Source organism: Asticcacaulis sp. P2_B1 (assembly GCF_056404915.1).
Genome location: NZ_JBFUDD010000003.1, coordinates 83463 through 100252, shown reverse-complemented (window position 1 = coordinate 100252; position 16790 = coordinate 83463). Strand labels below are relative to the sequence as shown.

At 60.5% G+C, this 16790-nt stretch carries 14 protein-coding genes; 8 read left to right on the top strand and 6 right to left on the bottom strand.

What is annotated here, in order from left to right; all coding sequences use genetic code 11:
• Positions 1–4: 4 nt before the first annotated feature.
• Both AC1DX3_RS09635 and cysS read right to left on the bottom strand, forming a co-directional pair.
• Complete coding sequence (locus AC1DX3_RS09635) at positions 5–565, bottom strand: SRPBCC domain-containing protein (RefSeq protein ID WP_476989063.1); 561 nt, start codon at positions 563–565, stop codon at positions 5–7.
• Positions 565–1971 (bottom strand): cysteine--tRNA ligase, encoded by a 1407-nt coding sequence (gene cysS / locus AC1DX3_RS09630; protein WP_476989062.1) that lies wholly within the window; start codon positions 1969–1971, stop codon positions 565–567. Before cysS ends, AC1DX3_RS09635 begins: the two co-directional genes overlap by 1 nt.
• A 282-nt stretch (positions 1972–2253) precedes the next feature.
• On the opposite strand from cysS, the gene folE reads away from it, so the two are divergent.
• The 5 genes from folE (at position 2254) to rpoH (ending at position 6622) form a co-directional block, all read left to right on the top strand.
• Complete coding sequence (gene folE / locus AC1DX3_RS09625) at positions 2254–2919, top strand: GTP cyclohydrolase I FolE (RefSeq protein ID WP_476989061.1); 666 nt, start codon at positions 2254–2256, stop codon at positions 2917–2919.
• A 306-nt stretch (positions 2920–3225) separates the two neighbouring features.
• A complete protein-coding gene (locus tag AC1DX3_RS09620; protein WP_476989060.1) occupies positions 3226–3657 on the top strand; it encodes a biopolymer transporter ExbD in 432 nt (143 codons plus the stop codon).
• Between the two features lie 110 nt (positions 3658–3767).
• On the top strand, positions 3768–4784 hold the full coding sequence (locus AC1DX3_RS09615; RefSeq protein ID WP_476989059.1) for an RluA family pseudouridine synthase: 1017 nt from the start codon (positions 3768–3770) through the stop codon (positions 4782–4784).
• Positions 4785–4855: 71 nt separating this feature from the next.
• A complete protein-coding gene (locus tag AC1DX3_RS09610; RefSeq protein WP_476989058.1) occupies positions 4856–5284 on the top strand; it encodes a biopolymer transporter ExbD in 429 nt (142 codons plus the stop codon).
• 462 nt (positions 5285–5746) lie between these two features.
• The gene (gene rpoH / locus AC1DX3_RS09605; protein ID WP_476989499.1) at positions 5747–6622 is read left to right on the top strand and encodes an RNA polymerase sigma factor RpoH; all 876 of its coding nucleotides are present in this window, start codon (positions 5747–5749) and stop codon (positions 6620–6622) included.
• Positions 6623–6704: 82 nt separating this feature from the next.
• Here rpoH and AC1DX3_RS09600 read toward each other — a convergent pair whose 3' ends face one another.
• Complete coding sequence (locus tag AC1DX3_RS09600; protein ID WP_476989057.1) at positions 6705–7616, bottom strand: response regulator; 912 nt, start codon at positions 7614–7616, stop codon at positions 6705–6707.
• Between the two features lie 289 nt (positions 7617–7905).
• On the opposite strand from AC1DX3_RS09600, the gene AC1DX3_RS09595 reads away from it, so the two are divergent.
• Positions 7906–11433: a TonB-dependent receptor gene (locus tag AC1DX3_RS09595; RefSeq protein ID WP_476989056.1), complete on the top strand. Its 3528-nt coding sequence runs from the start codon at positions 7906–7908 to the stop codon at positions 11431–11433.
• Between the two features lie 238 nt (positions 11434–11671).
• On the opposite strand, the gene AC1DX3_RS09590 is transcribed toward AC1DX3_RS09595, so the two are convergent.
• Both AC1DX3_RS09590 and AC1DX3_RS09585 read right to left on the bottom strand, forming a co-directional pair.
• Positions 11672–12961, bottom strand: coding sequence for an adenylosuccinate synthase (locus AC1DX3_RS09590; RefSeq protein ID WP_476989055.1), 1290 nt, complete (start codon positions 12959–12961; stop codon positions 11672–11674).
• 294 nt (positions 12962–13255) lie between these two features.
• A complete protein-coding gene (locus AC1DX3_RS09585) occupies positions 13256–14440 on the bottom strand; it encodes a phosphoserine transaminase (protein WP_476989054.1) in 1185 nt (394 codons plus the stop codon).
• 259 nt (positions 14441–14699) lie between these two features.
• On the opposite strand from AC1DX3_RS09585, the gene AC1DX3_RS09580 reads away from it, so the two are divergent.
• Complete coding sequence (locus AC1DX3_RS09580; protein ID WP_476989053.1) at positions 14700–15146, top strand: hypothetical protein; 447 nt, start codon at positions 14700–14702, stop codon at positions 15144–15146.
• A gap of 344 nt (positions 15147–15490) precedes the next feature.
• Positions 15491–15886 (top strand): hypothetical protein, encoded by a 396-nt coding sequence (locus AC1DX3_RS09575; RefSeq protein ID WP_476989052.1) that lies wholly within the window; start codon positions 15491–15493, stop codon positions 15884–15886.
• A 109-nt stretch (positions 15887–15995) separates the two neighbouring features.
• Here the strand turns inward: AC1DX3_RS09575 and thiD are convergent, their stop codons facing one another.
• Positions 15996–16775 carry a bifunctional hydroxymethylpyrimidine kinase/phosphomethylpyrimidine kinase gene (gene thiD / locus AC1DX3_RS09570; RefSeq protein ID WP_476989051.1) on the bottom strand — a complete coding sequence of 260 codons (780 nt, stop codon included), beginning with the start codon at positions 16773–16775 and terminating at the stop codon, positions 15996–15998.
• Between the last annotated feature and the right edge of the window lie 15 nt (positions 16776–16790).

Genomic DNA, 16790 nt, shown 5'->3' with positions numbered 1-16790 from the left:
GCCCCTATTTGGCACCGATGCGCCAGGTCTTGGGCGGTTGCCATGGTGGCGCCTTCTTGGGCGGTGCCTTCGGGCGGGCATTGTGGATTTCAACGACCGGCCGTGGCGGATGAGCTTCGGGATGGGCGGCGACCTCGGCCTCGATCTTGTCTTTCAAGGCCGAGCCGAAGGCCTCGAAACCGGTGCGCAGGAAGGCGCGATAGCGCTTGCCCTCGCGCTCCGACAGGAAACCGTCGAACACGGCGCCGATCGAAAAGGCACAACCCGATGCCGACAGGGCGTCGAATTCGAAAAAACGGATCAGCTTGCCGGCATAGAAGGGTTTCGGCACGACGATGTGGATGTGCGACAAGGGCGTCCAGTCGGAAATGACGCCGTCGATTTCCCAGGTGCCGAGGCCTTCATAATATTCTTCGAGGTGGACGCTGGCGCCGAAATGCATCTCACCGCTGGCCGCCTTGTGGATCGGGCTCCATGCCGGCCAGGCATTGATGTCGCTGAGCAGTGCCCAGACGTCATCGACCGGCGCCGAAATACCTACTCTGTGCTCGATCTTCACAACCATCACACACCGTCCTGTACTGGTGACTTGACCTTCCACAATGCGCCGGAAGGGCCATCCATGACCTCGATATTGAGGTCCGTCAATGCCTTACGGATACGATCGGCTTCCGGCCAGTCCTTGGCGGCACGTGCCGCGTCGCGCGCGAGGCAGAGAGCGTCGATCTTAGCACGAAAATCGTCGTCGACCCCGATTTTGAACCAGGCCTCGGCGTCGCCCTGCAATAGGCCGAAAATCCCGCCGGCCGCCAACAGCTCCGACTTGGCCATGCTGCGTGCGGCGTCGGTCGTCGCGGTCTCCAGCGCCTTGGCCAGGGCCGACAATTCGGCGAGGGCCTGCGGCGTATTGAGATCGTCGCACAGGGCGTCCATGACGGTTTGCGGGACGACGACATCGCGGACGACGACATCGTGCGCCTTGCGCAGGGCGCCATAGAGGCCATCAAGGCGAGCTCGCGCTTGCGACACCAGTTCCGGGTTCCAATCGAGCGGGCCGCGATAATGGCCGGACAACAGGGCAAGACGAAGAACTTCGCCGGGTATCTCCTTGATCAGGTCGTGGACCAGTTTCACATTGCCCAGGGATTTCGACATCTTCTCACCGGAAAAGTCGAGAAAGCCGTTGTGCATCCAGTAACGGGCATATTCGGCGTCATGCCCATGATCATGAGCGCAGATCCCTTGCGCGATCTCGTTTTCATGGTGCGGAAAGATCAGGTCCAGCCCGCCGCCATGGATATCGATCGGCAGGCCGAGATTGGCCTCAATCATGGCCGAGCATTCGATATGCCAGCCCGGCCGGCCGCCACCCCACGGGCTGTCCCACACGGGCTCGCCGGCTTTGGAGGGCTTCCACAACACGAAATCCTGCGGATTTTTCTTGTAAGGCGCGACCTCGACGCGGGCGCCCATGATCATATCATCCAGCGTGCGGTTGGACAGGGCGCCATAGTCTTTGTAGGATTCGACGTCGAAAAGGACGTGGCCTTCGGCGGCATAGGCATGGCCGTTGGCGATGATAGCGGCGATCTGCTGAATGATCGCATCCATGTTATGTGTCACGCGCGGCGTCAGGGTCGGGGTCAGCGCGCCCAAGGCATGCATATCGGCGGCATAGATGTCGGCATAGCGGTTGGTGATGACCGAAATATCGACGCCTTCTTCCATGGCCCTGGCATTGATCTTGTCGTCAACATCGGTGATATTACGGGCATAGACGACCGCCGTTTCGCCGTAGAGATGGCGCAACAGTCGGAACAGCACATCGAAGACCACGACCGGTCGCGCATTACCGATATGGGCGTAATTATATACCGTCGGGCCGCAGACATAGAGGGTCACTCGCCCCGGATTACGCGGTTGGAACTCGACTTTTTGGCGCTTCAGCGTGTCGTGAATATGCAGTTTCATCATAGTTTTTAGGCAATTTCGGTTGCATTCAATTTCCCTTCCCCCATATAGCTTCGATCAGGCCTTGTCACCACGTTAATCGCCAATCCACCGGGGTCGCGGTAACGTATATTAGGAGAAGGGTCGAATGAGATTGTTTGATTTTCGGGAACCTTTTCCGTAAATCGGCGTCAAACACGACAGCCCGCCCGGTTTGGCGGGCCTGACAATGAGAGATGTCACGCGTCATTCCGCAACCGTCGTTGCGGCGCTACTCGGCTCTCAGGAGATAGTATATTCATTATGGACAGCCTGGACAGTATGGCGAACAAGGATTTGACGGCCGCGAACGAAACCAGCCTCATCGCCACCTCGAAGCCCAAAAGCATCGTCACCTTCACCAACCGCCCCAGCCGCGAACAGGCCATGGATGCCGTGCGCACGCTGCTGGCCTGGGCTGGCGACGATCCGACCCGCGAAGGCCTGATCGATACGCCCAAGCGCGTCGTCGACGCCTATGACGAGTGGTTCCAGGGCTATGCCGCCGATCCGAAAAAGGAATTGTCGCGCACCTTCGAGGACGTCCAGGGCTATGACGACATGGTCATGCTGCGTGAGATCGACGTCGAATCGCACTGCGAACACCATATGGCGCCGTTCCTCGGCAAGGCCTGGGTCGCCTATATGCCGACCGACAAGGTCGTCGGCATATCGAAAATCGCCCGCGTCGTCGAAATCTTCGCCAAGCGTCTCCAAACCCAGGAGACGATGACGAAACAGATCACAGACGCCCTGGAAGAATCGCTGGCGCCGCTCGGCGTCGCTGTCCTGATCGATGCCGAGCATCAGTGCATGACGACCAGAGGCGTCCACCACAAGCACGTTTCGACCATCACCACGCGCTTCACCGGTGTCTTTAAGAGCGATCAGTCCCTGCAGGACCGCTTCCTGCGTCTGACGCAGAAATAAGAATCGCTGACCTGAACAAGCGATCCTGCGAAAACGTAACAAGCAGGACTGCTTCCTGCGCCTGACTCAAAAGTAGTTTTCCCGCCTCACGCGAATTCGGGCCGGTCGGGCTTTGCAAATATCTTAATCTCTGTCGGCTAAGACGCCTTTTCCGGCGGTTAAGCACTTTACATTTGCCGCTGACTTGGCCTAAATCGCGGTGACGGGTCTTGTAAAGGCGTGATGTGTTGCGCCTGCCGGGACCGGATGGCATAATGTTTGCGCTTGCGGGTACTGACACCCCAGCGGCTGATAGGGAGTTTGATTATGGGCGCAAAGCTCGGTGGCGGCGGCGGCGGTAAGTACACCGTCCAACAAAATTCGGACATCAACGTCACGCCTTTCGTTGACGTCATGCTCGTCCTCCTGATCATCTTCATGGTCTCCATCCCGGCCGCGACCGTGTCGATCAAGCTCGACCTGCCGCCGGCGAACGCACCGTCCACCCCGCTGGTCAAAAAGCCTGTCTTTATTTCTATCATGGGCCCGGACCAAATCTATATTGGTGACCTTAAGACCGACCACACCCGCCTGATCGCCGACCTGGAAGGCGCGCTGCAGTCGCCCAACCCGTTCAATGAACGCATCCTGGTCCGCGGCGACAAGGACATCAAGTATGACGACTTCGTCGCCGTCATCAATCAGTTGCAACAAAACGGCTTCCTGAAGATCGGCCTGATCAACGAAGACATCGAATAGTCTTTCGATCACCAGAATTCGAAAAACCCGGCAGGTATCCCTGCCGGGTTTTTTATTGCTGTATTGTCCAGAGCTTGCATTCCGCGCCATCCTCGCCCACTACAGCGCGCATGACCGACACGCCCGACGACATCGACGACGACGACATCCCCGAAACGGAAGACGATTCGCAAATCCTGACCGCCACCCTGGGCGACGACGAGGATGACGACCGGCTCGACCGCGTCCTGGCCGGGCATTTTACCGACCTGTCGCGCGCCCGCCTTCAGGCCCTGATCGGCGAAGGCAAGCTGTCCCTCGACGGCCGCGTCATCAGCGACGGCAAGCATAAGGCGCGCGCCGGGACCTATGTCCTGACCATTCCGGCGCCGACCAGCGCCGTCCCGGTGCCGCAGGACATTCCCCTCGACATCCTGTTCGAAGACGCCCACCTGATCGTCGTCAACAAGCCCGTCGGCATGGCGGCCCACCCGGCGCCCGGTACGCGCGACGGCACCCTAGTCAACGCCCTGCTCTATCATTGCGGCGATTCGCTGTCCGGCATCGGCGGGGTGCTGCGACCGGGCATCGTCCACCGTCTCGATAAGGATACGTCGGGCATATTGGTCGCCGCCAAGAACGATATCGCCCACCGGGCCTTGAGCGAACTGTTTTCGCGCCATGATATCGACCGCGAATACCGTGCCGTCGTACGTGGATCGCCCAAGCACGTCTCCGGTACGGTGACGACGCGCATCGGGCGCTCGCACCACGATCGCAAGAAGATGGCCGTACTGCGCGCCGGTGGCCGCGAAGCCATTACCCACTACCGCTTAGAAGAGGTCTTCGGCGACACCAAGCCTTTGGCGGCGCTGCTGACCTGCCGGCTGGAAACCGGCCGCACGCACCAGATCCGCGTCCATATGGCCCATCTCGGCTGTCCGTGCCTGGGCGACCCGGTCTATGGTTCCGGCGCGCCGCACCGCGATGTCCAGGCTATTCTTGACGACCTGGATTTCCATCGCCAGGCCCTGCACGCCGGGCTTCTGGGCTTTGTCCATCCGATCACCGGCGAGAAGCTGAAATTCCGCGCCCCCCTGCCCGACGATATGCAAGCCCTGGTCGACGCCCTGGCCGATATGTATTGATTGCCTTTTTTTGCTGTGGTGGCATACTGCCGCTATCCGGAGAGAACATCCGGTAGCGCAAGGAGCAGACCATGGGTGCGAAAATTGGCGGCGGTGGCAGCAGCAAATACACCGTACAACAGAATTCCGATATCAACGTCACGCCGTTCGTCGACGTCATGCTGGTCCTGCTGATTATTTTCATGGTGTCGATCCCGGCCGCGACGGTATCGATCAAGCTCGACATGCCGCCAGCCGAGGRCGGTGATCCTAACGCCAAAAAACCCGTCTTCGTTTCCATCATGGGACCGGATCAGATATATATCGGCGAGCGCAAGACGAGCTCTGCCACCCTGATCCCCGACTTGGAAGCCGCCTTGCAATCGCCCAACCCGTTTAATGAACGCATCCTGGTTCGTGGCGACAAGAACATCCAATACAACGACTTCGTTGCCGTCATCAACCAGCTGCAACAAAACGGCTTCCTCAAGATCGGCCTGATCAACGAAGATATCGAATAGCTTTTGTGATCTGTTTGCCCGAAGCAAGAAGAGGCACCCACAGATAAGCCAGATAAGCCAGATAAGCGCAGATTTCTTGGCCGCTAACTGACTGAACCGCCCCTTCTTGCCTGTAAGCTGCGAAACTCAAACATCCGACGTCTGTGCATCATATTGCACTGCACTCACCCCATTGTGATCCCGTGTGATCGCCGTCCGTGGTACCTTTTTGCAACAAATTCGCATTTGACTCCGGACAGGGTCTTTTTTTCCGGAAATCGCTACCTAAATACTCACACAGGTGTCGGGCTGGCATCCCGCCGTTTGTGTGTATCCCCCTCGCAGACAGGCGCTGGTCCCATGTCCGACACGACTTCCTATTCTGACAGATCGTCAGACTCCCGACCAGAAAGCGATGCACCCATGAGCAGTTCCGTTGCGCTTACGACGTCCAACTTTTCGCTGAACAGCAGCGGCGGCACCATGCCGGCCCTGACGCCGGACGGCGGGCTCAATCGCTATCTCTCGGAAATCCGCAAGTTCCCCATGCTGGCCAAGGACGAAGAGTTCATGCTGGCCAAACGCTGGCAGGAACATCAGGATCCGAAATCGGCCCACCGCCTCGTGACCTCGCACCTGCGCCTTGTGGCCAAGATCGCCATGGGTTATCGCGGTTACGGCCTGCCGATCGGTGAAGTCATCTCCGAAGGCAATGTCGGCCTGATGCAGGCCGTCAAGAAGTTCGACCCGGAACGCGGTTTCCGCCTGGCCACCTACGCCATGTGGTGGATCAAGGCGTCGATCCAGGAATATGTCCTGCGCTCATGGTCGCTCGTAAAGATGGGCACGACGGCAGCGCAAAAGAAGCTGTTCTTCAACCTGCGCAAGGTGAAGTCGGAAATCTCGGCGCTTGAAGAGGGCGACCTGCACCAGGAGCACGTCGAACAGATCGCCACCAAGTTGGGCGTGTCCGAACAGGATGTCGTCAACATGAACCGCCGCATGTCGTCGGGCGATTCGTCGCTCAACGCACCGCTGCGCGCTTCCGAAGGCGAGGCCGAATGGCAAGACTGGCTGGTCGACGATACGCAACAGAGCCAGGAAACGGTTCTGGCCGACAATCAGGAATACGGCCAGCGCATGGACCTGTTGCAGGCCGCCATGGGCGAACTGAACGACCGCGAACGTGAAATCCTCACCGAACGCCGTTTGAAGGATTCGCCAACGACCCTGGAAGACCTGGCCGAACGCTTCGGCGTATCACGCGAACGCGTCCGTCAGATCGAGGTTCGGGCTTTTGAGAAACTGCAAAAGGCCATGGTCGCCGCCTCGCACGCCGCCACGCCAGCCGAAGCTTAAGCCTCATTATTTTCCTAAAAAAAACGGCCCTTTAAGGCGTCTGCGTCTTAGCGGGCCGTTTGTATGTATGGTGAGCGGTCGCTTAAGCCGCTTCGCCCTTCGGCGGGCTGACGTCGAAAGCATCGTCGATGACATGTCCCAGGCGCGCGGTCTCAGCCTCTGCGTCGGCCAGTCCTTGCACGTAAAGATCGCGCGCCCAGCCGTTCTGCATTGGCTTCGTCACGCCCAGGCTCGCCGTCATGACGCCCAGTTGCATCTCGATCGTCGCCTTGGTCAGACTCTTGCTGCGCATACCGGCGACAATGGTCATGACGGCCTGGATAAAGGCCGGGTCCTTGACCAGCTTGGCGGCCGGCACGATCACCGCCATCTGCTGCATGACCGTCCCCATCATGGCCGGCAGGTCGTGATCGAAGGCATCCAGCGACGCCTTCAGCAGGCGCACCGCTTCTTCCAGGGCCACCAGTTCAGGGGCATGAACCGCTTCACCGCCGCGCTTCTTCTGGCCCTTGAAGTCGGCCGTGTTGAAGCGGCGACGATCCGGCCCGACATAGGAGGCGACGGAAATCCAGTCGCGCGGCTTGAACAGGACGTTTTGCAGGCGCGTGACCAGATCCTGCCAGGCAAAGGGCTTTTTCAGCACTTCGTGGATGCCGCAATTGCGCGCCTCGGTCAGTTGCGATGGCGTGATATCGCCCTTGACCATGATGACGGGGATCTTCTTGGCGGCGCTGTCGCTGCGGCGCAGATTGCGCGTAAATTCGATACCGTCGATCAGCGGCGTCTTGTACTCGGTCAGGATGATCTGCGGATTAAGGTCAGCGACGATCGACATGGCGCGGCGGTCGTCGCTTTCGATGACGATATTGTCGGCGCCCAGAATGCGCATCATATCCGCCAACATGCGGCCATAGGCCTGATTCTCTTCAAGAATCAGCACCCGATTCATGTGAATCTTGAGGCGGGCCTGCAGACGGGGATCGAGAGCGAACATGGTACTGACTTCCAAACAGAGCTTTATCATGAACGAAGGCGCTGAAAATCTCGTTAGAAAACAGGGTTAAGCAAAGCTGAACCCTTTATTGCGCTGGGATTGCCAGCGCTATGTCTACGCCTTCCGTTATTTTGCAAAGGTTTGCACGCGGCGACTCGAACGCGTGGCATTTCCGCCCGCCTCTGCCGGATTATTTTTTGACGTAATATTGTATCAAAACTGACATGGAAATCCCGTAGCCACGGTAACGATCGCCATCCGCGCCTTCACATCCGTTCAGGGAAATCTCATGTTTAACCGTTATATGGCCGGGGCCGCCGTCGCAGCGCTCCTGGCCGCCGCCGCGCCCGCCGCCTATGCCCAGCAAACCACCGCCGCTGTACGCGGCATCGTCACCGACGCTTCGGGCGCGGCCGTCGCCAATGCCGACATCGTCATCATCCATACGCCGACCGGCACCCGCGCCGTCAGCAAAAGCGATGGCACCGGCCACTATGGAGTCTCCGGCCTGCGCGTCGGTGGCCCCTACGAGATAGACATCTCGGCCAGCGGCTATCAGGACAGCAAGACGACCGACATCTATCTGACGCTCGGCGACCAGCAAAAACTCGATATCGCGCTCGACAGCGCAACCACGACCGTTACCGTCGTCGGCAAGCGCGCCATCCTGTCCAATCCCGGCTCGCGTACCCGCATGGGCCGCGACGAGATCGAAGGCCTCGTCACCTATAAGCGCGACATCCGCGAAGCCGCACGCCGCGATCCCCTGACCCAGCTAGATCCCAATACCCGCGGCACCGGCCCGTCCGGCGGTCTTTACATCGCCGGCTCCGCCCCGCGCGCCAACCGCATCACCATCGACGGCGTGCGCTCGCACGACGACTTCGGCCTGAACACCGGCGGCCTGTCGACCAATCTCGGTCCCGTCTCGCTGGAAGCCGTCGAGCAGATGACCGTCCAGGCCGTGCCGGCCGATGTCGAAGAAGGCGATTTCACCGGCGGTTCGTTGAACCTGGTCCTGCGTTCGGGCACCAACAGCTTCCACGGCTCCGCCTTCGACTATATCCGCAACAAGAGCTGGAACGGCAGCCAGCTGTTCCACCCCGACACCGGCGTGTCCAACAAGCTGAAGCTCTATGTCCCGGACAAGAATTACGGCTTCTTTTTCTCGGGCCCGATCCTGAAGGACCGCCTGTTCTTCGCCGCCTCCTATGAGAAATACACCTCGGCCTCGGTCGTTGCCGCGGGTCCCGCCGGCGCCGGCTTCGGCACCACCTTGTTGAACGCCGGCGTGCCGGTCACCCAGGCCGATATCGACGCCATCCTGACGCCGTGGGCGACCTATGCCGGTTCGCAAAAGCTCGATCCCGGTTCGATCCCGCTGACCACGCCCTTCAAGGACGAAAAGTATTCCTTGAAGTTCGATTGGAACATCATGGACGGCCAACGCGCCTCGTTCACCTATCGCCACGCCTTCTCGAACGTGTGGAAAGGCGCGCCAGCGTCGTCGTCGGCGCTCAACCTCAATACCAACTGGTACACCCAGCCGGAAAACGAGGACAATTACGCCTTCCAGCTCAATTCGCGCTGGAACGACCACTTCTCGACCGAAGCCCGTATCGCCATCCGCAACTATCAACGCGGTCAGGAGCCACCAGAAGGTCAGGGTTTCTCGCAGATCAGCGTCTGTACGGACGGCCTGAGCGGAGGCGCCATTTCGAGCTGCACCGCCGGCAAGCTGACCCTCAACTTCGGCCCCGACCAGTTCCGCCAGGCCAATGTGTTGAAGACCACCGACAATGCCGGTGAATTCGTCGGCACCTATCGCCTGGGCGGCCACAGCGTCAAGGGCGGTTACCAGACCAAGCAGATCCACATCTATAACAAGTTCGTCCAGGCGGCGAACGGCGTCTACTATTTCGACTCGCAAAATTCCTTCGCCAACGGCACGGTCGATCAGCTGTTCTACAACAACAACCCGTCAGGCGAGGCCAATGTCGCGGCGGCGAATTTCGACTATCAGAACCATACCCTGTTCGTGCAGGACACCTTCGATGCGATGGAGAACCTGACCGTCAATTACGGCCTACGTTACGATTTCTGGACCCAGGACGATAAGCCGGCCTACAACGCCAATTTCGCGGCGCGCAACGGCTTCGACAATCAGACGACCTATGACGGCCTGAATGTCCTGCAACCGCGGATCGGCGCCAAGTGGCACAACGACACCTTCGACGCCTCGGGCAGTTTCGGTCTCTATACCGGCGGCCTGCCGGACGTCTTCCTGTCCAACCGCTTCGGCAATACCGGCGTCCTGACCGCGACCTTCACCCTGCAACGCCAGGCCGACGGTTCGTTCAAGGAAACCAATTCCGGCACGCCGTTCGCCGCCAACGACCCGACCGTTTCAGCCCTGATGAATATCGACAAGACCGACGCCAGCTTCGCCAGCGGCGTGCCGTCCTCGGCCACCGCCCTGCTGGCGCTGAACCCCGGCCTGGTGCGCGTGTCCAACACCAACGAACTGGCGCCCGACTTCAAGATGCCGTCCGACTGGAAGCTGAACCTGTCCGGTCACTGGCACGCCGGGTGGGGTACGGTGTTCGGCATCGACGCCGTCTTCGTCAAGAGCAATACCGGCCTCGCCTTCCGCGATGTCCGCGCTCGCAAACTGCTGGTCAACGGTGTCCAGCAATATACGCCGGACGGCCGCCTGCGTTATGACGGCCTTGTCGTCGGTTCGACGGCTCCGGCCGGCTCGTCCTTCGACGCCAATAACCAGTCGGTGTTCAACAACCGTGTCGCCCTGGGTTACGACGTCGCCAAGAACGCCGACGGCAGCAATGCCTATGACATCGCCAATCCGGGTTCGGGCTACGATATCGAAGCCTATAATCCCGACATCCAGTCGACCAGCTCGACCGTCGCCCTGTCGGCGTTGCAAAGCTTCGATGGCGCCTGGATCAGCCATGCCGACCACATCGACCTGATGGCGTCCTTCACCCGCCAGGACACCAACCAGTATGGCGGTATCCCGGAATTCGCCACGACCGATTGCTGCGGCGGTTCGAACTATGGCGACCAGTTCGCCCTGGAAGATCCCAACACGCCGACCAAGGGCAAGTCGTCCTACGAAATTCGCGATAGCTTCAAGCTGAACGCCAATTACGAGGCCGAGTTCTTCAAGGGTGCGCCGACCCGCTTCACCCTGTTCGGCGATCTGCACAGCGGCCGGCCGTTGAGCTTCTATGTCGCCGATGCCGCCCCAACCGCTCGCGGCCAGGTCTTCGGTGTCGTATCGGCCAACGAATTGGCCTTCATCCCGCAGACCACGACCGCCGACGCCGGTAACCCGCTGAAGTTCATGACCGGCAATGTCCCGGTCTACTTCGCCACGGCCGCCGACCTGACGAACCTGCAAAAGATCGTCACCAAGTTCGACCTGCCGACAGGGATTACAAGCAAGGGCATCCGCCGCAATCCGGACGTCAAGCGCTGGGATCTGCACGTCGCTCAGGACCTGCCCATGCCCTGGTTCACCGGTCACAAAGTGACCGCCACTATGGACATCTTCAACCTGGGCAACCTGTTGAACAAGAAATGGGGCAATGTCGCCGAATATGGCAGCGACGGCCGCCAGGGTACGCCGATCTACAAGGTCGCCTGTACCGACGCTTCGGGTGTCAAGGTCGCCGCCAACAGCCCGGTCTGCGCTGGTTATCAGATCTCGAGTGTCTCGACGACCTATACGACGCCGACGGTCAATCAGTCGGCGACCCTGTACTCGGTTATGTTCGGCCTGAAGTACAGCTTCTAACCGAAACTCGCCTCTCAAACGAAAAGGAGCGCCCGCAACGGCGCTCCTTTTTTGTTCTACACAACGCCTATGCGGCTGATATCGCAGGAAAGTCTGTGATCCACAGATAAGCCAGATAAGCACAGGTTTCGGGATAAAGCCTTAGCGCCGCAGGCCTTCAAAAGGCGCGCAGCGCTATCTGTGCTTATCTGGCTTATCTGTGGATTTAAACCTTCGCTGCGCTTCGCGCGGTAGAAGCTTAATCCTGGAACGGGTCACGCATCAGGATGGTATCCTCGCGTTCCGGACTCGTCGACAACAGGGCGACCGGAGCGCCGATCAGTTCCTCGATGCGGCGGACGTATTTGACGGCATTGCCCGGCAGGTCCTTCCACGAGCGGGCGCCCTGGGTACTTTCCTGCCAGCCGTCTATGTCCTCATAGATGGGCTCGATCGCCTGCTGGGCCTGGAAGCTGGCCGGCAGATAGTCGAGGACCTGATCGCCGACCTTGTAACCGACGCAAACCTTGATGACGTCGATGCCATCGAGAATGTCGAGCTTGGTCAGGGCGATGCCGTCGATACCGTTGATGGCGATCGACTGGCGCGCCAGGACGGCATCGAGCCAACCGACGCGGCGGGCGCGGCCGGTGACCGTGCCGAATTCATGGCCACGCTCGGCGATACCCTTGCCGACATCGTCGAACAGCTCGGTCGGGAACGGACCGGAACCGACGCGGGTCGTATAGGCCTTGAGGATACCCAGGACATAGCCGACACTCTTCGGCCCCATGCCGGAACCGGCGGCGGCCTGACCGGCGACTGTGTTGGACGAGGTGACATACGGATAGGTGCCGTGATCGATATCCAGCAAGGCGCCTTGGGCGCCTTCGAACAGGATGCGCTTGCCGGCGTGCTTCGCCTTGTCGAGCACATACCACACCGGCTGGGCGTGGCTGAGCAGACGCGGCGCGATGTCTTTCAGGGATTGCACCAGGGCGGCGACGTCGACTTCAGGCAGACCCAAACCGCTGCGCAAAGCATTGTGGTGGGTCAGCAGGCGATCGATCTTGGCTTCGAGTTGGTCGAGGTCGGCCAGGTCGGCGACGCGGATGGCGCGGCGGCCGACCTTGTCTTCATAGGCCGGGCCGATGCCGCGGCCGGTCGTGCCGATCTTGTTGACGCCGGCGGCGGCTTCGCGCGCGGTATCCAGCTCGCGGTGGATCGGCAGGATCAGGCAGGCATTGTCGGCGATGACCAGCAGTTCGGGCGTAATGCTCAGCCCTTGCGCCTCCACACGGGCGATTTCGTCGAACAGGGCCCACGGGTCGATAACCACGCCGTTGCCGACGACACTGAGCTTGCCCTGGACGACGCCGGACGGCAGAAGCGACAGCTTATAGACCTTGCCGTCGACCACCAGGGTGTGGCCGGCATTGTGACCGCCCTGGAAGCGCACGACGACATCGGCGCGGTTGGACAGCCAGTCGACAAGCTTGCCCTTGCCTTCGTCGCCCCACTGAGCGCCGATTACGGTTACGTTTGCCAAGGTGATTGCTCCGGTCAAAGATGAATGGCGCAACCATGTGCGCTCTAACCGGTGGCACCCTATAGAGCAGGAATCGCCAAATGTAACCCCTTAATTGAGCTCAAGCGCCGGCCTCGGCGGCCCCCATGGCTCACGCGAACATGCGCGGCGGGCGGTCGCCCTTGCCTCAGGCCTTTCAGGCCCTCGGAATTTGAGCTCAAGCGCCGGCCTCGGCGGGCCCATGGCTTGCGCGCAAACATGCGCGGCGGGCGGTCGCCCTTGCCTCAGGCCCGCCAGGCCTTCGGAATTTTTAATTCAGGCGCTAACCAGTCCTTCGGCCGCAAGAGCTTGCAACGCTTCGGCATAGGCCCATTCCAGCCACGGCGTCAGGGCTTCGATATCGTCGGCCTCGACCGTGCAGCCGCACCAGATGCGCAGACCCGGGGGCGCCGCGCGATAGCCGGTGACATCGTAGGCCACGCCCTCGACCTCCAGCAGCGAGCCGATCTTTGACGCCAGTTTGGCCTGGACCTCTTTCGATTGACCAAGGACAGCCGGATCGACGAACTTCAGGCAGACCGAGGTGGTCGAGCGCTGGGCCTCGACCTCGGCGACGAAATCGATCCACGGCGTCGCCTCGACCCATTCGCGCAGGACATCGAAATTATTGTTGCAGCGGTTGATCAGGCCTTCCAGCCCGCCTTCGAAGGTCGCCCACTTCAAGGCATCGAGATAGTCCTCGATGACCAGGAAGGAGAAGGTGTTGATGGCGTCACCACCGAGGATGGCCGGGTCGGCCTCGCCTTTTTTCTTGAGGCGCAGTACTTTCGGGATGGCGCGGCCCGAATCGAAGCTGTTCAGCCGTTCGCCAGCGCGCGGCGACAGAACCAGCACGCCGATGCCGGCCTCGCCGCCCAGGGCCTTCTGGAACGAGAAGGTTGCGACATCGAGGTCCGCCCACGGCAGTTCCATGCAGAACGCCGCCGATGTGGCGTCGCACAGCACCAGACCCTTGTGACCTTTGAGGAAATCGCCGTCGGAGACCCGCACGCCGGACGTCGTGCCGTTCCACGGAAAGACCAGGTCGGCCTCAGGATCGATACGCGTAAGATCCGGTAAGCGGCCATAGGGCGCGCTCAGCACCTCGGCATCCAGCTTCAAATGTTCGACCGCATCGTCAGCCCATAACTGACCGAAGCTCTCGAACGCCAAAAGCTGGACCTTGCGCGGCCCCAACAGGTTCCACATGGCGGCTTCGAAAGCACCGGTATCGGACCCTGGCGTCATGAAGACACTGTAGTCTTCCGGGATTTGCAGGATCGACCGCGTCAATTCCAGGGCCTGCTGGATGCGCGCCACGGTCACTTTCGAGCGGTTCGAGCGGCCGACCGGGGCATTGGCCAATGCCTTGACGCTCCAGCCCGGCCGCTTCGATGTCGGACCGGACGAAAACCACGGACGCTCGGGCGCTCTCGGCGGTTTGGCGGGTTGGTTGGACATGGCGGCCCCCTGAGGATGCGACAACTCCAATGGACAAAGTCCATTGGCAAGCACGACAGTGCGCCCGAGCCTTTGCGAGGAGCCTCGCGGCGTCTGAGCGCTAAAAAGTGCCATATGCTCTCACACTGCCTTTTCGGCAAGGGATATTCATGTCCCTGAATACAAAATGAACCCAGGACTCAGGATTGGCTCAGGCGCCGCATGTTTAAGTGTCTTCAAGGCTGATGACCAGCACGCATCCAACCAAGGAGACATGACTATGAAAACCGTTTCGAAAACCCTGATCGCCCTGGCGGCTGCGGCTGCCACCCTGACCGCAGTTGCCGCCCCTATGGCCGCCATCGCCAACCCCGTCGCCGTCATCAAGATCGATACCCGCGGCCACAACGATTGGAACCGCGGTGGCGACTGGGATCGCCGCGGCGGTTATGATCGCAACCATCGCGACGATCGCGCCGTCGGCCAGCTCACCGACCGGATCCAGAACCTGCAAAGCCGCATCTATATGGGCCGCCGCAGCGGTCAGCTGAGCATGCGCGAAGCCAGCCGCCTGAACGGCCAACTGGATCGCATCAGCTGGCAGACCCGCAATGCCGAACGTTCCGGCCGCGGCCTCAACGGTTACGAATATAGCTCGCTGAGCGCTCGCCTCGACGATCTGTCGGCCCAGGTCTACGGCAATCGCCACGACCGCAATCGCTGGTAAAGGGGCAAGCCCCCTTAACCCGAAACTGACGCTCTCACGCGCCGGTTCACGATAACAAAAGACGGCGCTCCCGGTGGGCGCCGTTTTTCCTTGTCAGGTGCAGCCAGCCATCTTTCAAAAGTCTCCAAATATTTTTCAGAGTTTTTTTCGGCTCAATATTCCCGTTTCACAGCCGTAACAATCCGGCGCCTTGCCGCGCAAGCCATTGCCGGACATCGCGGCAAGACCTTGTCGCTCCGCTAAACGAAACATGAACCGTACCGTTCAGATTGGGTGCATCGCGATATGCGAATATGAACCCGTCGCTGAAGAGCGGCGCAATGCAAGACTTAAGGAACACGCAGATGAAACTCACCAAGACCCTGATCACCATGGCTGCCATGGCTGCCAGCCTGACCGCCCTCACCATTCCCGCCGTTTCGGACGCCCGTCCGCTGCAACGCCAACCCATCGAAAGGGGATACCATGACAATCGTTCTGATATGCGCAGCTCTGCTGAGCTTAACGGCCGCATCAATTCGGTCGAAACCCGCATCAGCCTGGGCCGCCGTTCGGGCCAACTGAGCCTTCGCGAAGCCGGCCGCCTGAATGCCAGGCTCAACAGCATCACCGCGTTAAAGCGCAGCTATGAACGTTCGGGCCGCGGCCTGAACGGCTCGGAAGTGGCGACCCTCAACAGCCGTCTCGACACCCTGTCGGGCCAAATTCGTGTGCAAGGCCACGACGGCAATCGCCGCTAAAGGGTCAGGGTGAAGCGGTTGCCCCGTAAAGCCGCTCATCTCTGATCCTTATGGGCAGGGAACTCGCACCTCACCAGCGAGTTCCCTGCTTCATAAGGATTTAAAAAAACTACAACAACCAATTATGCCGCAAAGGCCCGTGTCCGTGGCCCAGTCCGGGCGCCATCACGATCGCTCCCAGCACATAATCACGCGCCATGCCGACCGTTTCGCTCAAGGGCCGGTCCGGCCGCCACAAGGTCGCGCAGGCGCTGGCCAGGGTACATCCCGTTCCATGCGTGTGCACCGTCTCGATCCGCTCCGCCGCAAACCGAAACACCATGTCCGGCGTGAACAACAGGTCGACAACCTCCGGCCCGGCCAAATGCCCGCCCTTGATCAAGACATTCTGCGCGCCAGCCTTTAACAAGGCTTCCCCCGCCCGGCGGACATCGTCCTCGTTCTCGATCGCAAAACCGACCAGAGCCGCCGCTTCCGGCGTATTGGGGGTCAACAGCCCGGCCCGCGGCAGCATCAGTTCTTTCAAAGCACCGACCGCCTTTTCCGCCAACAGGGGATGCCCGCCCTTGGCGACCATAACCGGATCAACGACCTTGAAGGCATCCGAGCTATCCAGCACGCCGGCGACAGCCTCCATCATGGCGGCATCGCCCAACATACCGGTCTTGATGGTATCGGCGCCGATATCGTCGAGACAGGCCATGGCCTGGGCCGTCATAAAGGCCGGCGGCACCGCCATGACATCCGTTACGCCCAGCGTATTTTGCACCGTCAGGGCCGTTATCGCCGTCATGGCATAACCGCCCAGACAGGTCACTGTCTTGATATCGGCCTGGATACCCGCCCCGCCGCTGGGGTCCGAACCGGCAATGATAAGCACGCGCTGCATCGAATTTCGTTGTCC

What these genes read in the sequence shown, in the direction of transcription:
- AC1DX3_RS09635 (WP_476989063.1), bottom strand. Translation starts at nt 565, where the DNA reads ATGGTTGTGAAGATCGAGCACAGAGTAGGTATTTCGGCGCCGGTCGAT.
- cysS (WP_476989062.1), bottom strand. Translation starts at nt 1,971, where the DNA reads ATGAAACTGCATATTCACGACACGCTGAAGCGCCAAAAAGTCGAGTTC.
- folE (WP_476989061.1), top strand. Translation starts at nt 2,254, where the DNA reads ATGGACAGCCTGGACAGTATGGCGAACAAGGATTTGACGGCCGCGAAC.
- AC1DX3_RS09620 (WP_476989060.1), top strand. Translation starts at nt 3,226, where the DNA reads ATGGGCGCAAAGCTCGGTGGCGGCGGCGGCGGTAAGTACACCGTCCAA.
- AC1DX3_RS09615 (WP_476989059.1), top strand. Translation starts at nt 3,768, where the DNA reads ATGACCGACACGCCCGACGACATCGACGACGACGACATCCCCGAAACG.
- rpoH (WP_476989499.1), top strand. Translation starts at nt 5,747, where the DNA reads ATGCCGGCCCTGACGCCGGACGGCGGGCTCAATCGCTATCTCTCGGAA.
- AC1DX3_RS09600 (WP_476989057.1), bottom strand. Translation starts at nt 7,616, where the DNA reads ATGTTCGCTCTCGATCCCCGTCTGCAGGCCCGCCTCAAGATTCACATG.
- AC1DX3_RS09595 (WP_476989056.1), top strand. Translation starts at nt 7,906, where the DNA reads ATGTTTAACCGTTATATGGCCGGGGCCGCCGTCGCAGCGCTCCTGGCC.
- AC1DX3_RS09585 (WP_476989054.1), bottom strand. Translation starts at nt 14,440, where the DNA reads ATGTCCAACCAACCCGCCAAACCGCCGAGAGCGCCCGAGCGTCCGTGG.
- AC1DX3_RS09580 (WP_476989053.1), top strand. Translation starts at nt 14,700, where the DNA reads ATGAAAACCGTTTCGAAAACCCTGATCGCCCTGGCGGCTGCGGCTGCC.
- AC1DX3_RS09575 (WP_476989052.1), top strand. Translation starts at nt 15,491, where the DNA reads ATGAAACTCACCAAGACCCTGATCACCATGGCTGCCATGGCTGCCAGC.
- thiD (WP_476989051.1), bottom strand. Translation starts at nt 16,775, where the DNA reads ATGCAGCGCGTGCTTATCATTGCCGGTTCGGACCCCAGCGGCGGGGCG.